The following is a 25,735-nucleotide window of genomic DNA, read 5'->3' as shown; positions in this document are numbered from 1 at the left end:
AAATTTAATTTCTCTTAATTAAGCTTTCCGTTTAACTTTCCCCTTCACTTTGGTTTGCATTTTTGTTTGCGTCCCGCCGTGTCAGTGGGTGCGCATTATAGGGGGCTTAAGAAATTGTGCAAGTACTTTTTTAAGAAAAGTTATTAAAATGGGCTGTTCGAGTAATTATCAACCTAAAAACATTAAAATAGTACATTTAGTGTACTTTGATAGGTTTTACTCACACTATAGAGATTTCGATAATTAAACTCTACACTAGGTCCATATTGTTTCGAGAGTCTTATAACATGTTAAGAACATACAAAGGTATCGCCCCTAAATTATCTAATGGGGTATATGTAGACGAAAGCGCAGTACTCGTCGGTGACATCAGTATTGGTAAAGATAGTAGTGTTTGGCCACTGGTTGCTGCCCGTGGTGACGTCAATTACATCAAAATTGGTGAGCGCACCAATGTGCAAGATGGAAGTGTTTTACATTTGACGCGAAAAAGTCAGTCTAATCCAGACGGCTATCCACTTATTATAGGCAATGATGTCACTGTAGGTCACAAAGTCATGCTGCATGGCTGCCAATTAGGTAACCGCATTTTAGTAGGTATGGGAGCCATCGTCATGGACAATGTGACCGTTGAAGATGATGTTATTATCGGTGGAGGCGCATTAGTACCGCCAAATAAAACCCTTGAATCAGGTTATTTGTATGTCGGAAGTCCAGTAAAGCAAGCCCGAAAACTCACAGAACAAGAGCTCGCTTTTTTAAGGGTATCAGCTCAAAACTACGTCGAGTTAAAAGATGAATATCTACAGGAAAGTTAACTCTACTTCTCCTGACGACGAATAATGCTCATCTTCGATGAGCTCTTCGGCCTGCATTTCATAATCAAATTGATGGTTTCTAAAGTGCATTATTGGCTCGACTTCAGATTCAGGGACTTCAACTACGCAAGGCACAATCATCCCTGATACCATTGCCGTGAAGACTAATCTCCGGCGTGACGCATCAAAGTGAATATCATCATTAAATAATATCGCTTGGTTCATATTATTTGACCTTCGCTAGTACCGGTTCAACATTTGGAAGTTTTCCTCTCCATACGGAATAAGCTTCTGCCGCTTGGCCTATCAACATACCGATACCATCAATAAGCTGACATTGCGAATTATGGTCTGCCACCCAATTTAAAAAGCTGGTTTGCTGGTCAGAATAAAACATATCGTAGCTCCAGCTCACACCTGCTACCAATTCTCCCTCTATATTAGGTATATCACCGGTAACGCTTGATGATGTTGAGTTTAAAACACCATCAAACGCTAAGCTAGGGATCTCTTTGAGTGACACTGCATGCACTTCTCCATAAGGTGCAAACAGCGCAGCCAGTTGCTGTGCTTTTGCAACCGTTCGATTCGCCACAACAATACGTTTTACACCTGCTTGCAGTAATGGGTAAATACAACCCCTAGCAGCACCACCAGCACCTAACAATAATACTACGCTATCTTGTAGCCGCACTTGATGCCTTTGCAAATCAGCGACTAGCCCTGCCCCGTCGGTATTGTCACCAAGTATAGAACCATCGCTTTGTAATTTTAAAGTATTTACGGCACCAGCTAACTTTGCTCTGTCAGTAAGGGTATCTGCGTATGCATAAGCCTCTTCTTTAAAGGGTAAAGTGACATTAGCCCCTTTCCCTCCTGATGCAAAAAAGTCTTTGAGACTAAGCGTAAATCCATCTACTGGCGCCAAAATAGCAGTGTATTCGATCTGCTCGTTGAGACCAGAAGCAAATTGCGAATGAATCTCAGGCGATTTAGAATGCTTTATCGGGTTACCAAAAACCGCATATTTGTCCATTTTTAGCCTAACAATAGTGATAGTGAATGAAGCAGTTAATTAAACGTATCTTTAATAAAGATGCAAGTGAAGATCCTAAGACATCTCAAAATCATCAAGCGCCGACCCCAGAACGAACACCTTACGAGCTAATTGGTGGTGAAAGTGGCGCATTGGCATTGGCAAATCGCTTTTATGACATCATGGAAAGTGACCCTTATGCAAAACCGCTTTACGACATGCACCCATTGCCACTTGATAGGATCCGCCAAGTTTTTTTCGAGTTCTTGTCCGGTTGGCTAGGTGGCCCAGATCTGTTTGTCGAGAAATATGGACACCCCCGTTTGAGAATGCGACATATGCCCTTTACGATTGACAAAGAGTTACGTGATCAATGGATGTACTGTATGGATAAAGCACTAGATACGGAAATTGATAATCCTCTGCTACGAGAAGGGTTGCGTAAATCCCTTGCCCAATTGGCGACACATATGATTAACCAAGACTAAAGTTGCTATTTATAAATTTGCATTAGCTCAGCGACTTTTGCGCTGAGTCAAACCCTGCTTAATTATTCACACGCATAATGAACGCTTATTTCATAGTAGGTGCGATGCGTGTGAAGTCTATTCAACATAAAATATATGCTCTCCTCGCCATTACCGGTGTACTGGTCTTGGTTGCCAGTATTATTAGTAATAGCAGTCAACAAAAGAACCTAGCCGAGCAAACTGTAGAAACCAATATTCGATTATTGGCCGATAATTATTTCGATTCTATCAACACCATGATGCTCACAGGTACTATGTCTAACAGGCATATTCTTGGCGCTAAATTGCGTAATCATGAAAATATAGAAGATGCGCATATCGTACGTGGCGAGCTGGTAAATAAACTTTACGGTCAGGGCAACGCAAACGAATCACCTCAAACAGATGCAGAACATGCCGCTCTTAAAGGAGAAGAACTGTTAGTGATTGAGCAACGTGGTGACAAGCGCGTTATGACCTATCTGAAGCCTATGGTTGCAAGTGCCGATTATAAAGGGACCAATTGTCTTGGCTGTCATCAGGCAAAAGAGGGAGATGTATTGGGCGCAGTGAAAATTAGCTATTCCCTTGGAGATATAGACACAACTGTGGACGAGAACACGATATTTAGCACAACTATACTTACCGCCATATTTGCCACCGCTTTTTTTATTCTCGGTACACTATTTCGTAAGCTCTTTATCGTCAGATTAAAGAAACTCGGCAAAACAATGCGCCTAGCCACAACCAACCAAGATTTAAGTTTGCGAATTCATGATGAAATAGATGACGAATTGGGCCGCTTAGCGACTAATTTCAATAAAATGATGTCCGCATTTAAAGAGAACATTGCCGAGGTATCCCGTTCATCAAAAATATTAATACACTCGGCAGAGCATATTTACACAGCGGCTGAGACCACAGAAGAAGCAATTCAATCGCAAAAGCAGGGAACCGATTCAGTAGCAGCAGCAATTAACGAGCTGGAAAGCTCTTCCAGTGAAGTAAAAAATACCACTCACTTTGCATCTGAAAAATCCGACAGTAGCAATCACCTTGCTGAACAAAGTATGTCGATTGCGCATACCACCGAGCAAAGTATAAATCAGTTAGCTGGTGATATTCGCGATGCGGCAAATCAAGTCAGTCAATTACAAACACAAACGCTGGCTGTCGGAAAAGTACTTGAAGTGATCAGCAGTATCGCCGAGCAAACCAATTTACTTGCTCTCAATGCCGCGATAGAAGCGGCACGCGCGGGAGAAGCAGGTAGAGGATTTGCGGTAGTTGCAGATGAAGTCAGAACCCTTGCTACCCGCACTCACGATTCTACCGACGAAATCCGTCGTACCATAGACAAGCTTCAGCAAGAAGCAGAGCAAACCGTTAGTGCCATGAACGCCTCTTGCGCTGAAGCAGATGATAGAGCAGCGCAAGTGCAACAGGTCGCACAGGCACTTAAAGATATTTCATCTCAAATGCATGAGATCAATGCGCTAAATGTCCAAATTGCCGACGCTACTGAGCAACAAAATCAGGCGGCAGAAGAGATCAATCAAAGTGTTGTCGCTATCCGAGACAACGCAGAGCAATCGTTAGAAGACGCCCATGGTAGTAAACGTGTCAGCGAAGAGTTGTTGGAGTTAGCTCGTTCTTTAGATGAGCAGGTCAGAGGCTTTAAACTAAATTAATCCATACAAATAAAAAAGGAGCATTAAGCTCCTTTTTTATTACACTAATTACTTTTATAACACATCAATGTTTAACCAATCTTGGGGCTTCAAGAAATGCTCATATAGTTTAGCTTCATTCGACCCGGCTTCAGGTGTAAAGTCATACTCCCATCTCGCCAACGGTGGCATAGACATCAGTATAGACTCAGTACGTCCACCACTTTGTAATCCAAATAAAGTTCCCCTATCCCATACAAGATTAAATTCAACGTAGCGGCCACGGCGATAAAGTTGAAATTCACGCTCTTGTTCACTTACAGGCATATCTTTTCTTCGCGAGATGATTGGCGTGTAGGCTGGTAAAAAACCTTTCCCTACCGCTTTCATAAAGGCAAAGCTCTTATCAAAGCCTTCCTCATTTAAATCATCAAAAAATAACCCTCCGACCCCGCGAGTTTCGTCACGATGTTTCAGGTAAAAATAATCATCACACCATTTTTTATACTTCGGATAAACTTCGTCACCAAACGGTGTGCATAAGTCTTTCGCCACTTGGTGCCAATGTTTTACATCTTCCAAATGAGGGTAAAAAGGCGTTAGGTCAAAGCCACCACCAAACCACCAAATCGGCGCTTCTCCCTCTTTCTCAGCAATAAAAAAGCGTACGTTTGCGTGGCTAGTTGGTATATGTGGGTTTTTTGGGTGGATCACCAAAGAAACACCACACGCGTGAAAACTTCTGCCAGCTAACTCAGGGCGATGTGCTGTCGCTGAAGCAGGCATTGACGCCCCAAAAACATGGGAGTAATTAACTCCACCTTGCTCTATGACTGTACCGCCTTTAAGCACTCGAGTTCGACCGCCGCCACCTTCTGCCCGCTCCCAGCTATCTTCAACAAACTTACCGCTGCCATCTGCTTGTTCTAATCCTTGGCAAATGTCATCCTGAAGCTGTAATAAAAACGCTTTAACCGTCTCTAAATTCACTTTACTCACGTCATTAGTTCCTAAATACTTGACCAGTCATTGCATCGCGGATTTGGCTGGGTGTATTACGCCCGCCTAGCTCACCCTCTTGATAATAGCCAACCCGATCACCAAACATGCTCTGGGCCTGCGCAATCGTCATAGCTGGCTCTTCGCCGCTAAAATTAGCACTGGTTGAGACTAAAGGCTTACCAAATGATTTGCATAGTTGTTTAACAACGGGGTGATCAGTCACACGAACAGCAATACTTGTATGCTCACCAGTTAGCCATTTGGGTGTTGTCGACTTTGCAGGCAATACCCAAGTCACGGGCCCAGGCCAAGCTGAAAATATTTCGGCACGCTTGTCCATTGGAATTTTTGCATCGTCAACATAGTCTAAGCACTGAGCAAAGTTATCGGCAATCAAAATCAGCCCTTTCTCAATTGGACGTTCTTTCAGTGCCAATAGTTTGTGGACTGCGCTTTCACTGTCTGGATCACAACCCAGCCCAAAAATGGCTTCTGTTGGATAACAGATCAACTCGCCTTGGCGCAACGCTTCAATGGCTGTTTGCGGCTTAGTTGTTTGGTTTTCATTGTGATTCATAGGGATCCTCAATCATATGCTGACAAGCTTTTTGCGGACATTGTAGCATAGCTTTACCCGCACGCTTTTTTTGTACCATGACGGGCCAATCACATTGTTCACATTGGTGTGCAACAGGGAGCTGATTCAAGCTATATTTACATTTAGGGTAAGCGTCACACGCGTAAAAAAACTTGCCATATTTGTTCTGTCTTTTTTGTAAGTGCCCATTTTGACATTTTGGACATGCTGGAAACGCCTGTGTTTCCTCTTCTTCTTCATGCACAATAAAATGGCACTCTGGATAACCTGTGCAACCGATAAACATACCGTATCGACCATTTCTTATCACGAGGTCGCGACCACACTCTGGACAAGGTGCATCGTCCAATATTTTAATGTCATGGCTGTCATGATGAGCAAAAGAGCGAATATAATCACATGTCGGGTAACTGGCACAGCCAAGAAAAGCCCCGTTTTTAGAATGTTTGACCACCAACTCTGAACCACATTTTGGGCAGACTTCATACTCCTTTTCCAATGCATGTTGATCCGCATTAAAAAGAGAGTGATCAATTTTGCTCATTTTACTCACCTTAAACTGTGCACACACTGTGCTATTTTACTGTGTATCGATATAAGGACAACTAAAACACGCTCGAAGGTCTAAATGTTTGCGACATATATCTCAGTGAGCTGAAGAAAAATAAAGAGAATGTTATGAATCGCACGTCGAAGCTTAGAGGACGTACTGAACTAGCTTTGATTTGATACGGCATTTTGATCTCTCAAAGATGCCGTAAACCTGTTAATGCAATAGCCCTGATGGCTGTTCGAAGATCAGATCTTCCATCTGTGCATATGCATGTTCTTTACCTGGCACGTTAAATAGCACCATTAATATCACCCACTTCAAATCGTCAAGGCAGATAGATGACTTTTCTAACGCCAGCATTCGATCAATGACCATTTCTCTTGTTGTACAATCTATCACACCAATTTGTTCTACAAACATTAAAAAACCACGACACTCAACATCTAATACACGGCACTCTTCTTGAGTATAAATACGTATCGCAGAGTCAGGTTTGGCATTGAGATAAGGAAACTCATCACTGTGTTGAAGATCGGCAAGCTGCTCTAACCAATCCAATGCTTTGTATATTTCAGCTTGGTCGAAGCCTGCACCTACTAATTCGTCTGTTAGTTGATTTTGCTCTACGAAGATATCCGCTTCGCTATGAATATAGTTCTCAAATAAATACATCAGGATATCAAACATGTTTAACCCCTCGCTAATTTGATGTAGCCGTTTAATACACGTTCTACTTTGTCTTCAAGCTCTAAGTCCAATAGTCTGGCAAGTACCTGCTCTACTGGCCACTGGGTCCTCAGCGCTAAGGTATCGACGTCAGTTACCTCATAACCGAGATTTTGCAAAACGGGGCAAGTCTCCTGTTTTCTCTCACTTTCTATAATATATAGACTGTTTTCGGGTAAAAAGCTCACCTCTTCGATAATATCACTGACATTTTCAGTGAGCTTGGCGCCCTGCTTGATCAAAAAGTGACACCCCTCAGATAGACTGTGACGTATCGAACCTGGAATAGCAAAAACTTCCTTATTTTGCTCTATCGCATATCGTGCAGTCACCAGTGAACCGCTTTTTATTTCGGCTTCGACCAACAACACCCCCAAGGATAACCCTGAAATTATTCGATTCCGCCGAGGAAAATTAGCTCCATGCGGTAAGGTTCCAGGCACAAACTCACTCACTATGAGCCCCTGCTCAACAATGCGCCAATACAATTCCGTATGACGTTTTGGGTAAACTACGTCCGCTCCAGTCCCCATCACAGCAATGGTCCCGCCCGACGTACTCAATGCACCACAGTGCGCCGCTCCATCAATCCCCCGTGCCATCCCCGACGTCGTAACAAAATTAGCCTCTCCTAACTGGCGTGCAAAATCATAGCCAATCTCTTTTCCCATACGGGAGGCACTGCGGCTGCCAACAATGGCTATTTGAGGTTGATGCAATAGCGCTCTATTACCCCGACAAAATAATAACCAAGGAGGACTACATATATGTGTCAATGCTGCGGGATACTGTTCATCAAAGTAATGAATGACATGAATATTTAGGGCTGTACACTGTTCAATGATCCGGTCGACGTGAGACCAATCTGTGGTGATGAGTTGCTGCGCCAGCTTTTCATTGAGCCCTAATTGGCAAAGATCAGCTTTTGATAACGTAAAAACGTCAGGTAGAGGGACTTTTTGTTGTAGCGCCAAAATAGTACTCACTCCCAACCCACGACAAAGGTGAAGTGCTAGCGCCTCTCTCAATGATATTGTGGTCATGCTCCCTCCTTGAGCAATTTATTAATCAATTCGTTACGCTGTCTCCTACTTGGATAGGTTGCGATGTTTTCATGACCATTGCGTAACTAATATTGTCATAGACTTTAAATAACATCAGCTCGCCGACTTTTTCGCTCGGCATATGCCATACTGTGCTATTTTCACTATTTCCCTCTCCAAACCACGAGCCTACATCGCCAATCAGTTTATCCAAACTGCTTGAATCTTCGATATACTTTGGTGTGCCGTCACGCTCTACAACGGTTGGAGATTGACGAAAAATATCGAGTACATTGCCTTCTACCAACTGCTGCTTGCTGCCAACATTAAGCACAACAACCGACATCGGGCCAAATTCTCTGTGCTGATTGCTACTGGCAATTATCTCCCCCTCAACACCTTGGCTTGGCTTGCTCATTTTAAAGTTGGCCTTGTGGTCTTGCCCCTGAGATAATGGCATTACAAAATCTCCAGCTTTAATTTCTCGCTTTACCGTTTCAACTTTAACCGTACTAGGCACCCCATCAGCGATATCGCCCGGCTCAAGTGCGCGAGCAGTGCCCACCAGCATGGTTTCATATGCTAAAGTCCGCAAGCCATCTTTATAAGGCTTGCCTTGACGATAAATACCATAGTTACCACCACGTTTTAGGTCGCCCTTCACATACAAAAGATGTCCTGTCACACTCATTTTAAAGTTTTTGTTAGAGCCCAAAATGATTGGAAAGACAGCAATATCTCCCTCATCAAGTGCCTGATCGTAGCTTAAATATGGCTCCAGCAATGACAGAGGCAGAGTTGGAATTGCCGATCCTTTTGCCTCGATGATACGCACACTCGGGGATAGTTTTCTTACCCCTTTATCAATTATTAATACCGGATTTCCGTGCTCATCTACCCCGAGAGATAAAATATCACCAGGATAAATGAGATGTGGATTATTAATTTGAGGGTTTTGTTGCCATAACTCAGGCCACTTCCATGGACTATTTAAATATAAACTCGAGATATCCCAAAGCGTATCCCCTTTTTTCACAACATATCGCTTGGGCGCATCAGGTTTAACCGTTAATGTATCGGCAATAGCAGGGAATACAGCAGCTGCTGCCAGTATTAAGGCTGCAAATTGAGATTTCATTCCGAATTCCTTGAGTTATTTTTAGATATTATCCACCAAAACCTGTTAAAGGGGAACGTGAATGGCTAAAATAAGAGCATACATTACCCCATTTATAACGACTGTAAAAGGTATCCATGGCAAAGTTAGAAGTGCTTAAATTTCCAGATGAGCGTTTGCGTACAGTTGCAAAGCCCGTTGAAGAAGTAAATGATGAAATCCGTCAAATCGTCAAAGACATGTTAGAGACCATGTATGATGAAAATGGTGTTGGTTTAGCAGCAACACAAGTTGATATTCATCAACGTATTGTGGTTATCGATGTTTCAGAAGAGCGCAACGAGCCGTACGTATTAATAAACCCTGAAATTGTCGCATCTGAAGGGAACATGGTATGCGAAGAGGGGTGTCTGTCTGTTCCTTATTCATATGCAAAAGTTGATCGTGCTGAAAAAGTCACCGTCAAAGCACTTAATGAGCACGGTGAGGAATATCAGTTTGACGCACAAGAGCTGCTTTCTAATTGTGTGCAACATGAATTAGACCACCTTGTAGGCAAACTTTTTATTGATTACTTATCGCCACTTAAGCGTCAGCGCATTAAAAAGAAAATAGAAAAAGAAGCCCGCCTTGCGGCAAAAGCATAATCATTCAAATATTAATTGGACAATTTATTCGTGAATAACCCTTTGCGTATAGTATTTGCGGGCACGCCAGATTTTGCTGCACGCCACCTTCAAGCATTGCTCGACTCTCATCACGAAGTCGTTGCAGTTTACAGCACACCAGACAAACCAGCGGGTCGCGGGAAAAAACTTAAAGCTAGTGAAGTCAAAACACTCGCCTTAGAGCATGAGCTGCCAGTTATTCAGCCTGCGTCACTCAAAAATGAGGAAGCTGCAGCACAATTGGCTGCGCTAAACGCGGATGTCATGGTTGTTGTCGCCTATGGTCTCTTGTTACCAAAAACCATTCTTGAAACACCTAAGTTAGGTTGTCTCAATGTGCATGGTTCCATTTTGCCTAGATGGCGAGGCGCCGCTCCTATCCAACGCGCAATTTGGGCTGGTGATAACGAAACCGGTGTGACCATCATGCAAATGGATGAAGGGTTAGACACAGGAGATATGTTGCATATCGCCACATGTCCAATCGACGTAAATGAAACCAGTGCCAGCTTGTATGCAAAACTAGCGGAATTAGGCCCTTCAGCATTAGTTGAAACCCTAGATAATTTGGCAGCCGGAAAAGTAACACCTGAGGTGCAGGACGACGCACTGTCAAATTACGCACAAAAGCTTTCAAAACAAGAAGCTGATATCGACTGGGATATGGACGCGATACAAATTGAGCGAAACATTCGCGCGTTTAACCCCTGGCCTATGTGTTTTACACAAATGCAGTCTCAAACGGTAAAGATCTGGCAGGCCAATGTCGTCGATATGCAAGGTGAAGCAGGCACAGTATTACGTGCAGATAAACAAGGTATTGTTATTGCGTGTGGTACCCATGCTTTGCAAATAACCCAGCTGCAACCGCAGGGGAAAAAACCAATGTCTGCACAAGACTTTTTAAATGGTCGTGCTGACTGGGTAACTCCCGGTAACAAGGTGGGTGCATAATGGCGAATGTACGTGCATTAGCGGCACAAACGCTATTCCAAGTAGTTGATAAAGGCAACTCGCTCAGTACACAACTTCCTTACGCTAGCCAAAAGCTACCACTCAAGGACCGCGCGTTACTGCAGCAAATATGTTATGGCGTACTGCGCTATTTACCTAGCCTTGAAAACTACTGCCAGCAATTGCTAGAGCAACCTTTGCGCGGTAAGCGCCGGGTCTTTCAGTTTTTGCTATACGTGGGAATTTATCAGCTTCAGCATATGCGTGTTCCTGCACATGCTGCAGTTGCAGAAACGGTGAACGCGCTTAAACCTTTGGGTGCGCCCGGCATGAAAGGCCTAGTCAATGCTGTGCTGCGTAACTTTCAACGCCAGCAAGCAACCATAGAACAAAGTGCCAATGACATCTTAGTATGTCAGTATAATCACCCTAGTTGGTTCATTAAAAAGCTACAAGCCGCTTATCCGGACTCTTGGGCTGAGATCCTGGAAGCAAACCAAAAGCAAGCACCAATGTGGCTGCGAGTCAATCAGCGCCACGATCATACTCAAGCATATTCTGCACGCCTTGATCAGGCTGAAATCGACCATATCCTTTGCAATGAATACGAAGATGGCATTTTACTAACGCACCCGGTCGATGTCACAAAGCTACCTGATTTTGCGCATGGCGCATGCTCCGTTCAAGATGCAGCAGCGCAAATGGCAGCGCGATTATTAGCACCGCAAGATGGCGATAACATTCTCGATGCCTGCGCAGCACCAGGTGGTAAAACTTGCCACATTTTAGAGCTCGCGGATGCCAAAGTAACCGCTTTAGATGCCGATGAAAAACGTTTGGAGCGTGTTGCAGACAACCTCAATAGGCTCTCTTTGGAAGCAGACTGTGTACACGGCCTCGCTGACGAACCTAACAACTGGTGGCAAGGCGAATTATTTGATCGTATCCTCTTGGATGTGCCTTGCTCTGCAACTGGCGTGATCCGTCGTCATCCTGATATAAAGTGGCTCCGACGTGCGACTGATATCGATGAATTGGCAGCCTTACAGGCAAAAATACTCGATGAAATTTGGCCACTGCTTAAACCGGGAGGGACCTTAGTGTATGCCACTTGCTCAGTACTTCCGCAAGAAAACCACCAGCAGATCAGCGCTTTCTTAAGTCGTACTGGTGATGCGCAACATATTGCACTGCACCCTGAAGATAAGATTGAACAACCCGGCTTACAATTATTGCCAGGTACCACGGATGGCTTCTATTACGCCAAGATACAAAAACAATAATCGTTGTAAGTTTGAGCTATGAAAATCATTATTTTAGGCGCAGGGCAAGTCGGCGGCACCCTCGCAGAAAACTTAGTCGGTGAACAAAACGAAATCACCGTTGTCGATATCGATGGCGAACGCCTTCGAGAGTTACAAGACAAGTATGATTTGCAAGGTGTCAATGGACACAGTGCCCACCCTGAAGTGCTCAGGCAGGCAGGTGCCGAAGATGCTGATATGATCATTGCCGTAACCAGTTCAGATGAAGTGAACATGGTTGCCTGCCAAGTCGCCTATAGTATTTTCAATACGCCCACAAAAATTGCTCGGATCCGTTCCGAGCAATACTTGGACTATCGCGAAAAATTGTTTCATAACGACGATTTACCTGTAGATCATTATATTGCTCCTGAGCAACTGGTGACCAAGTATATTCGTCGCCTAATTGATTATCCTGGCGCATTACAAGTACTGCAATTTGCCGATGGCATGCTCTCTTTAGTGGCCGTGAAAGCCTATTACGGCGGCCTACTCGTTGGCTATGCGCTCTCAGCTTTGAAAGAGCATATTCCCAATGTAGATACTCGCGTGGCGGCAATTTACCGTCAGGGTAAAGCTATCAAGCCCCTAGGTACCACAGTTATTGAAGCAGATGATGAAGTGTTTTTTATCGCCGCAACAAAGCACATTCGCGCCGTAATGAATGAACTGCAAAAACTTGAGCAGTCATACAAAAAAATTATGATTGCCGGCGGTGGTAATATCGGTGCAGGTTTGGCTCGATCACTAGAGAAAAACCATAGTGTTAAACTCATTGAACGCAATCACAGCCGTGCATCTCAACTTTCTGAGATGCTCGACAATGCCGTCGTTTTCTGTGGTGATGCCTCTGATCAAGAGCTACTTTCTGAGGAACATATTGAGCAAGTAGATGTCTTTATCGCCGTCACTAACGACGATGAAGCTAATATTATGGCAGCTATGCTCGCAAAGCGCATGGGAGCACAAAAAACCATGGTGCTTATCCAGCGAAGTGCGTATGTTGACCTCGTCCAAGGGGGCGAAATAGACATTGCCATTTCGCCGCAGCAAGCCACTATTTCAGCACTGCTGACACATGTGCGTCGCGGCGATATTGTCAATGTTTACTCTCTTCGTAAGGGCGCGGCGGAGGCCATTGAAGCTGTTGCACATGGCGACGAAAATACGTCCAAAGTCGTGGGGCGGGCGATCCGAGATATTAAACTGCCCCATGGTACAACCATAGGTGCCATTGTCCGAGACTCAGAGGTATTGATCGCGCACGACCATACTGTTATTGAATCTGGCGACCATGTGATCATGTTCTTGATTGATAAAAAGCAAATTGGCGTTGTAGAAAAGCTCTTCCAAGTCAGTGCACTATTTGTTTAATTGGTGCTTTATGGCATTCCCGGTTATGCTCCGTAATGCCATCACCCTCTGTCTATTATTCATGACCCAGTGCTGAGATATCAATCAAATAGTCTTTTAGTATCGCTTGCACTTTTTCATCCTGACTTTCTAGGTGGATACCCAGTGATACCGTGTCTTCATTACTTTCTTTGACACGGCAAACTTTACCAGTCAACGTCGATTTTTGTGCACCTTTTCCTTCGATTAAAATTTCACAAGTCAGCTCTTTTAAATCATCCGGCAAATGCGTTTTTTGTACATCAAACATCAACCCAGCCAATGAGATATCTTTGATCACACCCACCTCACTTTTTCCCTCAACACTGAGTACCGCAGGGATCAAAGTCGGAATGCGAGTTTGTGCTCTCAACTTATAAGTTTGAACCTCATTAGGATAAAAAAGATAGATGAGTCGAGCTGGGTGAGTCGTTACCGCCTTTATAGTCTCCTTAAAAGCGATGATTTGCCCCTCACCTTCTTCAGGCAAAGCACGGACAATCACTTCAGTGCCTTCTTTAACGTAGTCCAAAGCAGCACCTAAGCGTTGATGGCTAGGTTGATTTAGAATGATAAACTGATTTTCAAGTGCACCTACAAACTCGGTTTTTATCCGTTTGCGATTTGCTGGCAATACAATCTCCATATCTACAATACTGCCCGCTCGCATCTGTAATACCTGCAAACGATTCTCTGCCAGCTCATTTATAGTCATGCCAAATACCTCTAACGCTTCCATTGTTTATTTTAGCAGTATGACGCCAAATTATGACGCCATCGCACAATTACTATGAATTATCGTCTCCACAATCAAAAACTTTAACTTTCTCGTATGGTTTCACACTAGATAATGGGTTTGCACTGACGCAGTCAGACTTTTGGGCGGGGCATAACTTTACAGAGGGTTAAACAATATTGTTTTACCAAGGCACTTCTCGCCTTGGTAAAACAAAAGGCAAATGGTCCGTCTAACCACGCCAGAACGTTGGTGTAAATAGCACCAGTAGAGTAAATATTTCTAAACGACCAAACACCATGGCTAGAGTTAATATCCATTTAGCTGTGTCAGTGATATCTCCATAGTGAGCCGCTACATCACCCAACCCGGGGCCAAGGTTGTTTAGACACGCTGCTGTCGCAGAGAACGCTGTAATGTTATCAAGTCCTGTACCTAGGAGTGCTATCATAATGATCACAAATACCAAAGCATAAGCTGAGAAAAACCCCCATACAGCTTCAACGACTTTATCAGGTAACGCTTTTCTGCCTAACTTTATTGAATAAATCGCTCTGGGGTGTACCAATCGGTTTAGCTCCCGGATCCCTTGTAGATAAAGTAAGAATACGCGAACTACTTTCATTCCCCCACCAGTTGACCCTGCGCATCCCCCAATAAAACTCGAGAAAATCAATAAAATTGGTAAAAACAATGGCCAAGCGGAAAAACTATCCGTCGCAAATCCAGCTGTGGTACTAATTGATACCGCCTGAAATAGCGCATGATCTAAGGTTTCATCACCATCACTATAGACTTGGTTAGATGACAACACAGCAAAACAGATCACCACCAGCGCAAGCTGAATAAACAAAAAGACTTTGAATTCAGGATCGCGTAAATAAGCACGGACACTTCGGCTAGCAACTGCGGCGTAGTGAAGGGAAAAGTTAATGGCCGCAATCAACAAAAAGACGACGCAAATAAAGTTTATCATCGGGCTGTCAAAGTGACCGATTGAAGCGTCATAAGTCGAAAAGCCACCGATGGCAATGGTCGCAAACGCATGGCAAATCGCGTCAAACCACCCCATGCCTGCAACCTTATACGCCAGCGTACATGCTGCTGTTAACGCCACATAAATATACCAGAGGTGTTTTGCCGTATCGGCAATACGCGGCGTCATTTTTGAGTCTTTGACTGGGCCCGGTGTTTCGGCTCTATAGAGCTGCATACCACCGACACCAAGCATAGGCAGCACTGCAACCGCAAGTACAATGATCCCCATACCGCCAAGCCATTGCAATTGCTGACGATAAAACAGCACCGACTTGGGTAAGTATTCAATCCCGGTCAAAACGGTTGCACCTGTCGTTGTCAGCCCTGAAAAGGCTTCAAAAACAGCATCGGCAAAGGATAAATTAGGTTCATCGAGGAAAATCAGGGGTACAGAGGCAAACGAGCCCAGTACTAACCAGAATAAAACCACGATTAAAAAACCCTCTCGGGCTTTGAGCTCTCCGCGCTCTTTACGGTTTGGGTAATAGGCCATTAAGCCAATTAGCACGCTAAAGATAAAGGCCAAAACAAATGGTACACCTCCACCATCTTTATAAATCAAAGAGACCAGTGCCGGTGGTACCATAGTCAAGCTAAACAGTGCGACTAATTGACCGAGTATTTTTATGATGGTACGAAATTGCATAACGCAGATCGCTTGTTGTTATGATTAGATCTGATTGTCTAATACACTTAGGCGTTAGTAAACCTCATAACCCTACAAAGCAATTACTTTTGTATCTTCATTGCCACACTGCCATGAGTAAGGTCGAAAATAGATTGTATTGCCGCTTTAGCTTCACGTGCGTCAATCTCAATTCTCCAACCAATGTTTGCGGTGAACTGATGTTGAATACTCAATATCTGATAGTGGCTGGCCAAGTGTTGTTCTATCACACCTTGCAATGCATAATCAGAGTTTCCTACTAATAACGCAGCAGGTACTTTCAAAGCTGTAGGCAATACACTTAGAGCATTATTAAGTGTACCGCCATAAGCGCGAACCAGCCCGCCTGTACCAAGTTTGATACCGCCGAAGTAACGTGTTGTCACCGCAGTAATTTCACCGATGCCAGAACCCATCAATACATTCAACATAGGTTTACCAGCAGTACCATTTGGCTCACCATCATCAGAGAAACCCAATACATGACTCCCCCCTGGTGCACCAGCCACGTGTGCCCAACAATTGTGGCGCGCATCAGGGTATGCTTCATTAATACTGCGAATAAACGCCTTGGCGGCTTCAACAGTAGGCGTATGTGCGACATGTACCAAAAAAGTACTTTTTTTAATCTCTTCGTGATGAGAGATGGTTTCAGTGGGGATTTTATATTCAGACATAAATTATTTTCTAACAAAAAGGAGCCTCACGACTCCTCTTGATAAAACAGCTTGAGTGGCCATTCACTCGCAAAAAGACAAACTCTGATGATTAATCTAAGTTCAATGCTCGTGTCATATTTTCTAAACGGTCTTGGTGAACAATGATGTTATCTTCAATACGGATCCCACCATATGGTTTGAATTCCTCAACCTTGTCCCAATTTACATGCTGAGCATGCTCGCTCTTCGCTAAATCACCAAGTAAAGAGTCTATAAAGTATAAACCAGGCTCAATAGTAAACACTTGGCCCGCTTCAATACGTCTTGTACAACGCAAGAATGGATGACCTTCAGGTGGCGCTTGATGTGTGCCTTGTTCATCAGCCATAAACCCACCCATATCATGCACTTGTAATCCAATATGATGCCCTAACCCATGTGGGAAGAAAGTCGAAGAAATCCCCTTCTCCACGATGTGTTCAGCACTTAGATTAACCACTTTAAAGTCTGCCAAGATCTGCGCCATGCGCAGGTGGCAATCAATATGTAGATCACCGTACAATTTACCAGGCTCAAGTGCATTGCCCAGCGCTATCTGATGTTGATTGAGGGCATCGACCATTTCAGCAAATTGACCCTGTTTTGCAAAGTCATATGTTCGCGTAATATCTGATGCATAGCCGTTAAAGTTTGCACCAGCATCAATCAGGAATGATAGATGCTCACTCGGCGTCTGGCGTTCAAAATGGGTGTAGTGCAAAATCGCACAATGTTTATTCAGCGCAACAATATTACCGTAAGGAGTGTCATTTTCCATGTGTGATGTTGCATTCAGATAAGCTTGCTGAATAGAAAACTCAGAGCCGCCCGCATAAAACTCATCTCTTGCCGCCTTGTGACCAAGTACAGCAATTCGATTTGCTTCACGTAAACACGTCATTTCATATTGGGTTTTGTATGCTCGATGATAGTGCAAATAGTTCAGTATCGACTCTGGATTCATTTGACCAAAGCCCAATGCTTGCGCAACTTCTAAATACTCACCAATATAAGCAAACTTTTCTTTATCGTAAGGGAGTAATTTTTCGACCTGCTCCGGGTGCACTAATAGCGTAATATCAAAATAGTCGGCCCAAAAGTCATTTGGCTCATCCGGTACTTTGTGCCAAAAATCCACTGGGCGGTAGAAGATCAATTTTGGTTTATCTGTGCCATTGACCACCAGCCAACAGTGCGGGTTATCGATGACCGGTAACCAGGCCTTAAATTGTGGGTTAACCTTGAATGGATAATACATGTCGTCCAAAAACTGACGTTTAGCTTGGCCTGAATGAATGACAAGACCATCTAAGCCCTCACGTTCAACGATGGTTTTTGTGCGCGCCTGAAGCGTGGTGATATGCTCTGCATACAAGTTTGCTAATGTGTCCACGGTGTACCCATATTTATTCAAATTATTTATAACTGAGTCTAACATAGCACCGTCGCAAAAACGATGCCATGTCAACCCTTTGAAGCGACGCCTTTAACCGTCAAGTTTAACGTTTGCCGCCTATATTCATATCCAAGATCCCTGCCAATACGTTCCCATCTCGCCCTAATTTAGTGTGATACACCTGACGATATGCCATGACATTTTTGACATAATCTCGAGTTTCACGATAAGGGATCAGTTCGATCCATAGCTCTGCTGGCATCGCTTCACTGGGGATCCAGCGCTTTACGCGGTGATAACCCGCATTGTATGACGCTGTTGCCAATATCTCATTCCCCTTAGTTTTACGCTTAAGATACTCTAGATAGTCAGTACCAAGGCGAATATTCGTCGCGGGCTTCATCAGTTGTTTTTTAGTCACACGCTTTTTCGCTACATATCGCGCAGTACTCGGTAAAAGTTGCATCAATCCGTAGGCATCAGCCGAAGATCTCGCATCCGGAGCGAAGCTACTTTCGCGACGGGCAACTGCATAGCTCCATGCTAAATCGACACGGTTTCTTTCACTGTAACGTTCGAATAGGTTATCAAACGCCATAGGAAAACGTAGGTCGACATAATTCCATGCCTTGATCTGTGCCAAGGTATAGATAGTGCTATCGTACCAATCTAATTCAGCGGCCAGCATTGATGCAGCAAGCTTTTCCTCTGTACTGGATGTATTGGTTAGATAATTCCATTCTCTGCGCGCTTGTGTAAAACGCTCCAGCTCATACAAGGCTTTCGCTCGTTTAAAACCTGGGGCCTGCGACACATTCGCCAAGGTTTGTTCATTGACATCAAGAGATTGAGTGTTCATTGAAGGAGGCAAATCTAATCGTGCAGCGGCTAAAAAGCCATAGTAATCTCGTTTAGTAGCTAATGCCTGCCACAACGCGGTTGCTTTAGCATTATCACCACGTTTGAAATAGCTATAGCCGAGCCAATAGGTTTGCCCGTTACTCAAATTATCCATGCCAGTAAACAGCGCCGCTATACCTGCCCAATCTTGCTCTTTTAACATGTTACTCATTAACCACTGGCGTAACTTAACATCTTGCTGCTCAGTGGGTACTTTATTGAGCCAAAATCGGGCTTCTTCATGGCCCTTTGACGCCAACGCCAGAGCAAATCGATATGCGACGCTATCTTTTTGTGCCTGGCTGAACTCAAACATCCCCTGTAACTTATCCCACGCGCGCAGCGCCAACTTAGGGTCGCGCCAGATCAATCGGCGCACACCATATACCGCTATCTCACTTTCCTTTTGATTGCGATGTTTATAACGGTATAACCCCGCTGACGCACTGGGGTCTCTGCGTACAGCCACGTATAGATCGGCGAGATATGCCTCTCGCCTTGGCAATAAGGTTTTGAGATATTTTATCAGTGACGTCTGCCCACCTTGCGCCGCCTTGGTAATGCGTTCCCAAATTAGCGTTTGGTCACGATAACCAGCTTTTTGCCACTGGGAGAAAAGCCTGTCGCACGCTTTTGGTTGAGACTTTCCTACCACCCACAATGGCGCTACCTGATCTAAAATCGCTTTTTTGGGCGCCCCCAGATCCAGTTGAAATTGCAAGTAAGTACATTTTAGCTCTGCATTACTGGTGTCTTGATAATGTTCAATAAATAGTGCTTTTTTACCGCGACGCTTTAAATAGTTAAGCCAGCTTTTGCGAAGTGGCCAATCTAGCGGAGTATGATCATAAACAGATAAAAAGCGTGAAATTTCTTCTTGATACTTTAGTTTTGGATGACGTTTATAAAATGTCATCTCAACATAGGGTTTCAAAGGGTGCTCGAGTTCATCGAGTGTCTGTTTGAATTTTTTATAGTTTCCTGACCAAGCAACACGTTCTGCTTGAATAAAATCTTGATGGGGTTTTTGCGCGTACCCTTGGGCACTTAACAAAGTGAAAAAAGCGCACATACCCGTACTAATAAACCGAGAGATCCGTAATTTCATGGCGACCTATGCTTTACATAAATGCGTTGTATATCTAGACCCAGCATATTTTTAATATCATGACTTAAATACAATAAACTGAGTTCATTCCTTAACTTTACTGCTTTATAGCAGAGAGAAGCAGAGCGCTAGCTCTGCTCAAATCAAGTTATGCATGATTGAAGGTTTAAATAAACTGAATGCGCAAACCTTAAAACACCTTAGCCCAATCTATGCACTTAGCCACCTTAACATCCCAATTTATGCTTTACAGTAAATCTGCGGTAAATTTTTCATTGCAATTTTCAAATAAAGACGCCACACTGGATGAAATGACAACTCATCGTACCAGTGTCACGGAGAACAAGTATGTTAATCAAGAGCGAGTCCTTTGTCGTTGATTTTTGCAAAGGCAACATCGCTGAGTTTAAGTTTTGTCTACCCGGTTCGGTCAACAAACTATCTCAGCAAACCCTACAAGATTGTGCTAAAGCACTAGCTGAACTCAGCACACGTGATGATGTAAAAGGCCTAATTTTTACCAGTGATAAAGACCACTTTATTGTTGGTGCTGATATCTATGAATTTTTACCTACTTTTAATCGTCCAGAGCAAGAGCTCGTCACTTGGATCAAAGAAGCAACCGATGTCTTCGATGCAATTGAAGACTTACCATTTCCGACCTTATCAGCCATAAACGGCTTAGCACTTGGCGGTGGTTGTGAGTGGGTACTTGCTACTGATTACCGTATCGCAACGCCGAATGCTAAAATTGGCTTGCCAGAAGTTAAGCTTGGGATCATGCCGGGCTTTGGTGGCACAGTGAGATTGCCGCGAATTATCGGTGCAGATAACGCCATGACTTGGATTTCAACAGGTCAAGAAAACCGCGCGCCAGATGCCTTCAAAGTGGGCGCATTAGATGCTGTAGTCGAAGCTGATAAGCTCCTAGATGCCGCCGTTAAAACATTACAACAGGCCATTGATGGCAAGTTAAATTGGCAAGCTAAGCGCCAGCTTAAACTTGAACCTCTGAAAATGAATCGCGTTGAACAAGGTATGAGCTTTGCGATGGCAGAAGGCATGGTTATGGCTAAAACCAAAGGTCATTACCCTGCGCCTGTGATGGCGGTTAAAACCATCAAAGCGGCAGCCAATCATACCCGAGTCGAGGCAATGGCAATTGAAAACGCAAACTTTGCTAAATTAGCTAAAACTCAAGAAGCTGCTGCGCAAACCGGTATCTTCTTGGCCGATCAGTACATTAAAGGTGTTGCAAAAAAACAAGCAAAAGCCAGCCAACTTGATATTCAACAAGCCGCGGTATTAGGCGCGGGAATAATGGGAGGCGGTATCGCCTACCAATCTGCGTACAAAGGTACGCCGATTGTCATGAAAGACATTGACCAAGGTGCGCTTGATTTAGGCATGGGTGAAGCCGCAAGTTTATTGGGTAAAAAAGTAAAGCGCGGTCATATGAAAACAGAAAAGATGGTCACCACGCTTGGAAAAATTAAACCCACTTTAAACGAGCGCGATTTAGAAAACTCGGACATCGTTGTTGAAGCTGTTGTCGAAAACCCACAAATTAAAAAAGCCGTACTGGCAGAGTTAGAGAAACAGCTACCCAAAGGCACAGTACTGACTTCAAATACGTCTACTATCCGCATTGACGAATTAGCAACAGCACTTGAAAACCCTGAGCACTTCTGCGGTATGCACTTCTTTAATCCAGTGCCAAAGATGCCTCTGGTTGAAATTATCCGTGGTGAAAAAACCTCCGATGACACGGTTGCTGCAGTTGTGGACTACGCATTGAAACTTGGTAAATCACCAATTGTTGTCAATGACTGCCCAGGATTTTTTGTAAACCGGGTGCTATTCCCTTACTTTGCAGGCTTTAACAAGTTAGTCGTCGAAGGTGCTGATTTCAGTCAAATCGATAAAGTCATGGAAAATGTGTTTGGTTGGCCAATGGGTCCAGCTTACCTACTCGATGTTGTCGGTATAGATACTGCAAACCACTGTACAGGTGTCATGGCTGATGGCTTCCCAACACGTATGACACGCCAAGATAAAGATCCTGTTGCCCTACTAGCCAATGCCAAGCGCTTTGGTCAAAAGAATCAAAAAGGCTTTTATCAATACGCTCCTGACAGAAAAGGCCGCCTGAAGAAAAGCAAAGACCCTGAAGCTCTTGCATTATTAACGCAAATTTGTGACGACACTCAACCGTTTGACAAGCAAACAATCATTGAACGCTGCATGATTCCAATGATTAATGAAGTACTGTTGTGTTTGCAAGAAGGCATTATTGCCTCACCACAAGAAGCTGATATGGCGTTAATTTATGGTATTGGTTTCCCTCCATTTAGAGGCGGTGTATTCCGCTACTTAGACCAAGTGGGATTAAGTGAATTTGTTGCCATGGCAGACAAATATGCCAACCTAGGTGAAATCTATCAGGTTTCTGAGCAAACGCGCACATGGGCGGCAGAAGGCAAAGTGTTCTATCAAGTGGAGGGCCAGTAACATGGAACATGCAGTTATCGTAGATTGTATTCGCACCCCAATGGGTCGCTCCAAAGGTGGTGTATTTAAACATCGTCGTGCTGAAGACCTAAGTGCACACCTTATGAAAGGTTTACTTGATCGCAACCCGCAAGTTGCGCCGGACTCCATTGATGACATTTATTGGGGCTGTGTTCAGCAAACACTAGAGCAAGGTTTTAATGTTGCTCGTAACGCTGCGCTTCTCGCTGGTATTCCTCACTCAGTACCAGCTGTTACCGTAAACAGACTATGTGGCTCATCAATGCAAGCACTGCACGATGCTGCCCGCGCAATTATGACAGGTGCCGGTGACACATATCTTATCGGTGGTGTCGAGCATATGGGCCATGTCCCCATGACACATGGCGTAGACTTTCATCCTGGCCTTTCAACCTCTGTTGCCCAAGCTGCAGGTGTTATGGGTCTGACAGCTGAATATCTTGCAACGCTTCACGGCATTAATCGAGAGCAACAAGATGCATTTGCTGTGCGTTCACATCAACGTGCACACGCGGCAAGTGTTGAAGGTCGTTTTGCAAAAGAAATTCTACCGACCGAAGGACATGACGAAAATGGCGTTCCTGTATTGGTAGAACATGACGAGGTGATCCGCCCAGAAACTAGCCTTGAAGGTTTAAGCCAATTACGTCCGGTATTTAATCCAGCCAGTGGCACAGTGACAGCAGGTACATCTTCGGCGCTGTCGGATGGCGCATCGGCCATGTTAGTCATGAGCGAAAGCAAAGCCAAAGCGCTTGGTTTGACTATTCGCGCTCGAGTTAAATCAATGGCAGTTGCTGGTTGTGACCCTTCAATTATGGGTTATGGTCCAGTACCAGCCAGTCAAAAAGCCTTGAAGCAAGCAGGCATCCGTGTCGAAGATTTGGATGTGATTGAACTCAATGAAGCATTTGCAGCCCAATCGCTACCAGTCATGAAAGACCTTGGCCTACTCGACGTCGCAGACGAAAAAGTGAACCTAAACGGAGGGGCCATTGCACTGGGCCACCCGCTTGGTTGTTCGGGCTCGCGGATAAGCACATCACTCATTCATATCATGGAAGAGAAAGATGCCAAGTATGGCTTGGCTACGATGTGTATAGGTTTAGGGCAAGGTATTGCGACAGTATTTGAGCGCGTGAGCTAACACGCTTGTTGTTGTCATAGCCAATTTCAACTTGGTGACCAAGGCAAAGTCATGAACAGTGGCTTTGCCTTTTATTATCTATCCTACGTCAAAGAATCCGCAACATTTTAACTTAACCCCTTTAAATCGGCGTATGTACCACGTTAGAATAGATGTTTTGATATTGGCCAGAGGCGCTTTATGAATTTTGATAATACAGATCATACCTTAGATGCCGTCGGGCTGCGCTGTCCTGAACCAGTTATGATGATCAGAGGTATGGTTAGAAAGATGAATCATGGCGAAACGTTATTGATATTGGCAGACGACCCATCAACTACTCGAGATATACCCAGCTTTTGCGAGTTTATGGATCATACCTTAGTCGCGAAAGAGGTAGATTCATCACCTTATCGATACCTGTTAAAAAAGGGCAAGTAGCTTTGCATTGAAGCTGAATTCACTGCGTTCCTATCATAAAACTTTATTACAGCCCTTTCTCTCATTTATCTTTTATACACCTTGATATTCTTGATGTTTTTATGTCAAATTAGACAAGTGAGATGCTTTAATAAGCACTCGCATACAAAACAAAAGATAATAATAAATAAGGATAGCGACCATGAAAAAACTTTCTTTTACTAAGAAAAAACTTATCAAGCTAACTGGAAATACACTTAACCAACAGGCAACACAGCATATTTATGGCGGTGGCAACGATGGTGAAAACAGCATCAACTCTTGGTGCAGTGGGCCAAACTTAAAGAAAGAAAATTAAACAGAGAGGGAGGTAGCAAGTTTATACCTTGCTATTTCCCACTTAGGTCATAATATAAGGTGCTTTTTACCGCAGACTTCGAGTGTTCTTTTCCCCTTTTTATTGGGTAGAAGGTTGAAGTAGTGAGCCTGCTAGTTTAGGTTTACCCACCAGCAATCATCCATCAAATATAAAACCAAAGTTATATCTTTGATTCGACTTTTCACCTAGTTTTAATTCCTGCACTTTTCCTAGACTCATAAATGGTACTCTCACGCAATAAATACCATAGTCTCGAGGTTTGGTAATTCATAGACAGAATGGATGTATTAAAATAAAAAAGCCACTTATTCACTAATCAATTTTGAAGTACTGAAATATCTGCAGTATTTAAAAACAGGCGGCTTAGCTAACTTAACAGCCTAATCACCTTCATCACCCTGCCGCGAGCACTAACGACTTGGAGAGAAACACAAATTAAACAAAGAAGTAATAAAAAACATACAATGAACTATTTCATGGAGTAATAAGGTAGTTTACAAAATAGGTAAACCATAAAGTAAAAGGAAATATAGTATGAAATTAAAACTCAAAACAAAAAAAATTAAAAACCTAGATCTTCAAGCAATTAAACCAGCACAAACAAATGCCATTGCAGGCGGTAATGATAAGTTTGGAAACTCTTTAAACGTATGCGCATCTCGTGATTACCCTTGCAAGCCTGAATAACAGTCACTCATTTTTCGGCAAGTAAATACTTGCCGTTTTAACCTAAAGCCCTTTCATATCCAGATCCAGTAGCCTCAAGTCACATTACACGGTGCAAGCCTTTGCTGCTATACATTTGACGAGTATAGATAATCATAGATTGATACTAATCCCTCTGAATTAATACCATTGGTTTTTTAGGCTCTCGATAATCAAATGTGATGCGAAACCAACCTTTTTTATCGGGGATAAAACTAAAGTAGTTGTAGATGGTGTGACAATCAGCAGCCTGTGGTTGACCGAGCTTTAAAACACTATGGAAGCGATATCCACAATTGTACCCTTGACTCCATGACCCATCGGCAATTTTAAATTCATGCACCTTGCCTGGACTCATAAATCGTGCACGTACTGAATAAGTTCCATCGCCTTGAGGCTGAAGCTGGTAAATTTCTTCAGCATCCCAAAGACTAAAATCACCACGTAAATACATTGGTCGATCTATTACTTTTGCAACGGGCGCTGAAATTTGTGTGCTTGATTGCCCACTTATTTGTGGTGAAGTGCACCCGACTAAACCCAGTGCAACTAAGATTGATAACGCTATCGTTTTTTGCAATTTTCTCACCTATCATCCTAAATAAAAAAGCCAGCATGCTTGCTGGCTTAATATGTTTAG

26 protein-coding genes are annotated in these 25,735 nt (G+C 43.7%); 12 read left to right on the top strand and 14 right to left on the bottom strand.

What is annotated here, in order from left to right; translation table 11 throughout:
* The first annotated feature begins 287 nt into the window (after positions 1-287).
* Entirely contained in the window at positions 288-818 is a 531-nt protein-coding gene (locus J8M00_RS26575; protein WP_211013401.1) for a gamma carbonic anhydrase family protein, read from the top strand.
* On the opposite strand, the gene J8M00_RS26570 is transcribed toward J8M00_RS26575, so the two are convergent.
* Both J8M00_RS26570 and aroE read right to left on the bottom strand, forming a co-directional pair.
* Entirely contained in the window at positions 804-1,043 is a 240-nt protein-coding gene (locus J8M00_RS26570; RefSeq protein WP_211013400.1) for a DUF1488 family protein, read from the bottom strand. The two genes, J8M00_RS26575 and J8M00_RS26570, sit on opposite strands and share 15 nt — an antisense overlap.
* A 1-nt stretch (position 1,044) precedes the next feature.
* Positions 1,045-1,854, bottom strand: coding sequence for a shikimate dehydrogenase (gene aroE / locus J8M00_RS26565; RefSeq protein ID WP_211013399.1), 810 nt, complete (start codon positions 1,852-1,854; stop codon positions 1,045-1,047).
* Positions 1,855-1,880: 26 nt separating this feature from the next.
* Between aroE and J8M00_RS26560 the strand changes: the two genes are divergently transcribed.
* Positions 1,881-2,342, top strand: a complete 462-nt coding sequence (locus J8M00_RS26560) for a group II truncated hemoglobin (RefSeq protein ID WP_211013398.1) — start codon at positions 1,881-1,883, stop codon at positions 2,340-2,342.
* A gap of 104 nt (positions 2,343-2,446) precedes the next feature.
* The gene (locus J8M00_RS26555) at positions 2,447-4,054 is read left to right on the top strand and encodes a methyl-accepting chemotaxis protein (protein WP_211013397.1); all 1,608 of its coding nucleotides are present in this window, start codon (positions 2,447-2,449) and stop codon (positions 4,052-4,054) included.
* Positions 4,055-4,108: 54 nt separating this feature from the next.
* Here the strand turns inward: J8M00_RS26555 and hemF are convergent, their stop codons facing one another.
* The 6 genes from hemF to J8M00_RS26525 all read right to left on the bottom strand — a co-directional run bounded on the left by hemF (position 4,109) and on the right by J8M00_RS26525 (position 9,093).
* Positions 4,109-5,032: an oxygen-dependent coproporphyrinogen oxidase gene (gene hemF / locus J8M00_RS26550; protein ID WP_211013396.1), complete on the bottom strand. Its 924-nt coding sequence runs from the start codon at positions 5,030-5,032 to the stop codon at positions 4,109-4,111.
* A 4-nt stretch (positions 5,033-5,036) separates the two neighbouring features.
* A complete protein-coding gene (locus tag J8M00_RS26545; protein WP_211013395.1) occupies positions 5,037-5,612 on the bottom strand; it encodes a Sua5/YciO/YrdC/YwlC family protein in 576 nt (191 codons plus the stop codon).
* The gene (locus tag J8M00_RS26540; protein WP_211013394.1) at positions 5,599-6,177 is read right to left on the bottom strand and encodes a DNA topoisomerase family protein; all 579 of its coding nucleotides are present in this window, start codon (positions 6,175-6,177) and stop codon (positions 5,599-5,601) included. The genes J8M00_RS26545 and J8M00_RS26540 overlap by 14 nt, the downstream gene beginning before the upstream one ends.
* A 222-nt stretch (positions 6,178-6,399) precedes the next feature.
* Positions 6,400-6,873 (bottom strand): DUF494 family protein, encoded by a 474-nt coding sequence (locus J8M00_RS26535; RefSeq protein ID WP_023400979.1) that lies wholly within the window; start codon positions 6,871-6,873, stop codon positions 6,400-6,402.
* A 2-nt stretch (positions 6,874-6,875) separates the two neighbouring features.
* Positions 6,876-7,955: a DNA-processing protein DprA gene (dprA, locus tag J8M00_RS26530; protein ID WP_211013393.1), complete on the bottom strand. Its 1,080-nt coding sequence runs from the start codon at positions 7,953-7,955 to the stop codon at positions 6,876-6,878.
* A 25-nt stretch (positions 7,956-7,980) separates the two neighbouring features.
* Positions 7,981-9,093 carry a LysM peptidoglycan-binding domain-containing protein gene (locus tag J8M00_RS26525; RefSeq protein ID WP_211013392.1) on the bottom strand — a complete coding sequence of 371 codons (1,113 nt, stop codon included), beginning with the start codon at positions 9,091-9,093 and terminating at the stop codon, positions 7,981-7,983.
* A 116-nt stretch (positions 9,094-9,209) separates the two neighbouring features.
* On the opposite strand from J8M00_RS26525, the gene def reads away from it, so the two are divergent.
* The 4 genes from def to trkA are packed head-to-tail and all read left to right on the top strand — an operon-like array spanning position 9,210 to position 13,372.
* Complete coding sequence (gene def, locus J8M00_RS26520; protein WP_211013391.1) at positions 9,210-9,719, top strand: peptide deformylase; 510 nt, start codon at positions 9,210-9,212, stop codon at positions 9,717-9,719.
* Between the two features lie 30 nt (positions 9,720-9,749).
* Positions 9,750-10,694: a methionyl-tRNA formyltransferase gene (fmt, locus tag J8M00_RS26515; protein WP_211013390.1), complete on the top strand. Its 945-nt coding sequence runs from the start codon at positions 9,750-9,752 to the stop codon at positions 10,692-10,694.
* Positions 10,694-11,977, top strand: coding sequence for a 16S rRNA (cytosine(967)-C(5))-methyltransferase RsmB (gene rsmB / locus J8M00_RS26510; RefSeq protein ID WP_211013389.1), 1,284 nt, complete (start codon positions 10,694-10,696; stop codon positions 11,975-11,977). Before fmt ends, rsmB begins: the two co-directional genes overlap by 1 nt.
* 18 nt (positions 11,978-11,995) lie before the next feature.
* Positions 11,996-13,372 (top strand): Trk system potassium transporter TrkA, encoded by a 1,377-nt coding sequence (gene trkA, locus J8M00_RS26505; protein WP_211013388.1) that lies wholly within the window; start codon positions 11,996-11,998, stop codon positions 13,370-13,372.
* Positions 13,373-13,427: 55 nt separating this feature from the next.
* Here the strand turns inward: trkA and J8M00_RS26500 are convergent, their stop codons facing one another.
* From J8M00_RS26500 to J8M00_RS26480, 5 genes are all read right to left on the bottom strand, one after another.
* The gene (locus J8M00_RS26500) at positions 13,428-14,105 is read right to left on the bottom strand and encodes a PilZ domain-containing protein (protein ID WP_023400971.1); all 678 of its coding nucleotides are present in this window, start codon (positions 14,103-14,105) and stop codon (positions 13,428-13,430) included.
* A gap of 253 nt (positions 14,106-14,358) precedes the next feature.
* Entirely contained in the window at positions 14,359-15,810 is a 1,452-nt protein-coding gene (locus J8M00_RS26495) for a TrkH family potassium uptake protein (protein ID WP_023400970.1), read from the bottom strand.
* An 83-nt stretch (positions 15,811-15,893) separates the two neighbouring features.
* Positions 15,894-16,508 carry a YigZ family protein gene (locus J8M00_RS26490; protein ID WP_211013387.1) on the bottom strand — a complete coding sequence of 205 codons (615 nt, stop codon included), beginning with the start codon at positions 16,506-16,508 and terminating at the stop codon, positions 15,894-15,896.
* 91 nt (positions 16,509-16,599) lie between these two features.
* Positions 16,600-17,922, bottom strand: coding sequence for a Xaa-Pro dipeptidase (gene pepQ / locus J8M00_RS26485; RefSeq protein ID WP_211013386.1), 1,323 nt, complete (start codon positions 17,920-17,922; stop codon positions 16,600-16,602).
* Between the two features lie 106 nt (positions 17,923-18,028).
* Entirely contained in the window at positions 18,029-19,897 is a 1,869-nt protein-coding gene (locus tag J8M00_RS26480; protein WP_211013404.1) for a transglycosylase SLT domain-containing protein, read from the bottom strand.
* A gap of 384 nt (positions 19,898-20,281) precedes the next feature.
* On the opposite strand from J8M00_RS26480, the gene fadB reads away from it, so the two are divergent.
* The 5 genes from fadB to J8M00_RS26455 all read left to right on the top strand — a co-directional run bounded on the left by fadB (position 20,282) and on the right by J8M00_RS26455 (position 25,077).
* Positions 20,282-22,444, top strand: a complete 2,163-nt coding sequence (fadB, locus tag J8M00_RS26475) for a fatty acid oxidation complex subunit alpha FadB (RefSeq protein WP_211013385.1) — start codon at positions 20,282-20,284, stop codon at positions 22,442-22,444.
* A gap of 1 nt (position 22,445) precedes the next feature.
* Positions 22,446-23,612 (top strand): acetyl-CoA C-acyltransferase FadA, encoded by a 1,167-nt coding sequence (gene fadA / locus J8M00_RS26470; RefSeq protein ID WP_211013384.1) that lies wholly within the window; start codon positions 22,446-22,448, stop codon positions 23,610-23,612.
* 180 nt (positions 23,613-23,792) lie between these two features.
* The gene (gene tusA / locus J8M00_RS26465) at positions 23,793-24,032 is read left to right on the top strand and encodes a sulfurtransferase TusA (protein ID WP_211013383.1); all 240 of its coding nucleotides are present in this window, start codon (positions 23,793-23,795) and stop codon (positions 24,030-24,032) included.
* Between the two features lie 181 nt (positions 24,033-24,213).
* Complete coding sequence (locus J8M00_RS26460) at positions 24,214-24,369, top strand: hypothetical protein (protein WP_211013382.1); 156 nt, start codon at positions 24,214-24,216, stop codon at positions 24,367-24,369.
* Between the two features lie 555 nt (positions 24,370-24,924).
* Positions 24,925-25,077: a hypothetical protein gene (locus J8M00_RS26455; RefSeq protein WP_211013381.1), complete on the top strand. Its 153-nt coding sequence runs from the start codon at positions 24,925-24,927 to the stop codon at positions 25,075-25,077.
* Between the two features lie 145 nt (positions 25,078-25,222).
* Here the strand turns inward: J8M00_RS26455 and J8M00_RS26450 are convergent, their stop codons facing one another.
* Positions 25,223-25,684, bottom strand: a complete 462-nt coding sequence (locus J8M00_RS26450; RefSeq protein ID WP_284138494.1) for a hypothetical protein — start codon at positions 25,682-25,684, stop codon at positions 25,223-25,225.
* Between the last annotated feature and the right edge of the window lie 51 nt (positions 25,685-25,735).

It is taken from the genome of Pseudoalteromonas luteoviolacea (genome assembly GCF_018100925.1).
Classification (GTDB): domain Bacteria; phylum Pseudomonadota; class Gammaproteobacteria; order Enterobacterales; family Alteromonadaceae; genus Pseudoalteromonas; species Pseudoalteromonas obscura.
This window is presented reverse-complemented; position numbering and strand designations above follow the sequence as displayed.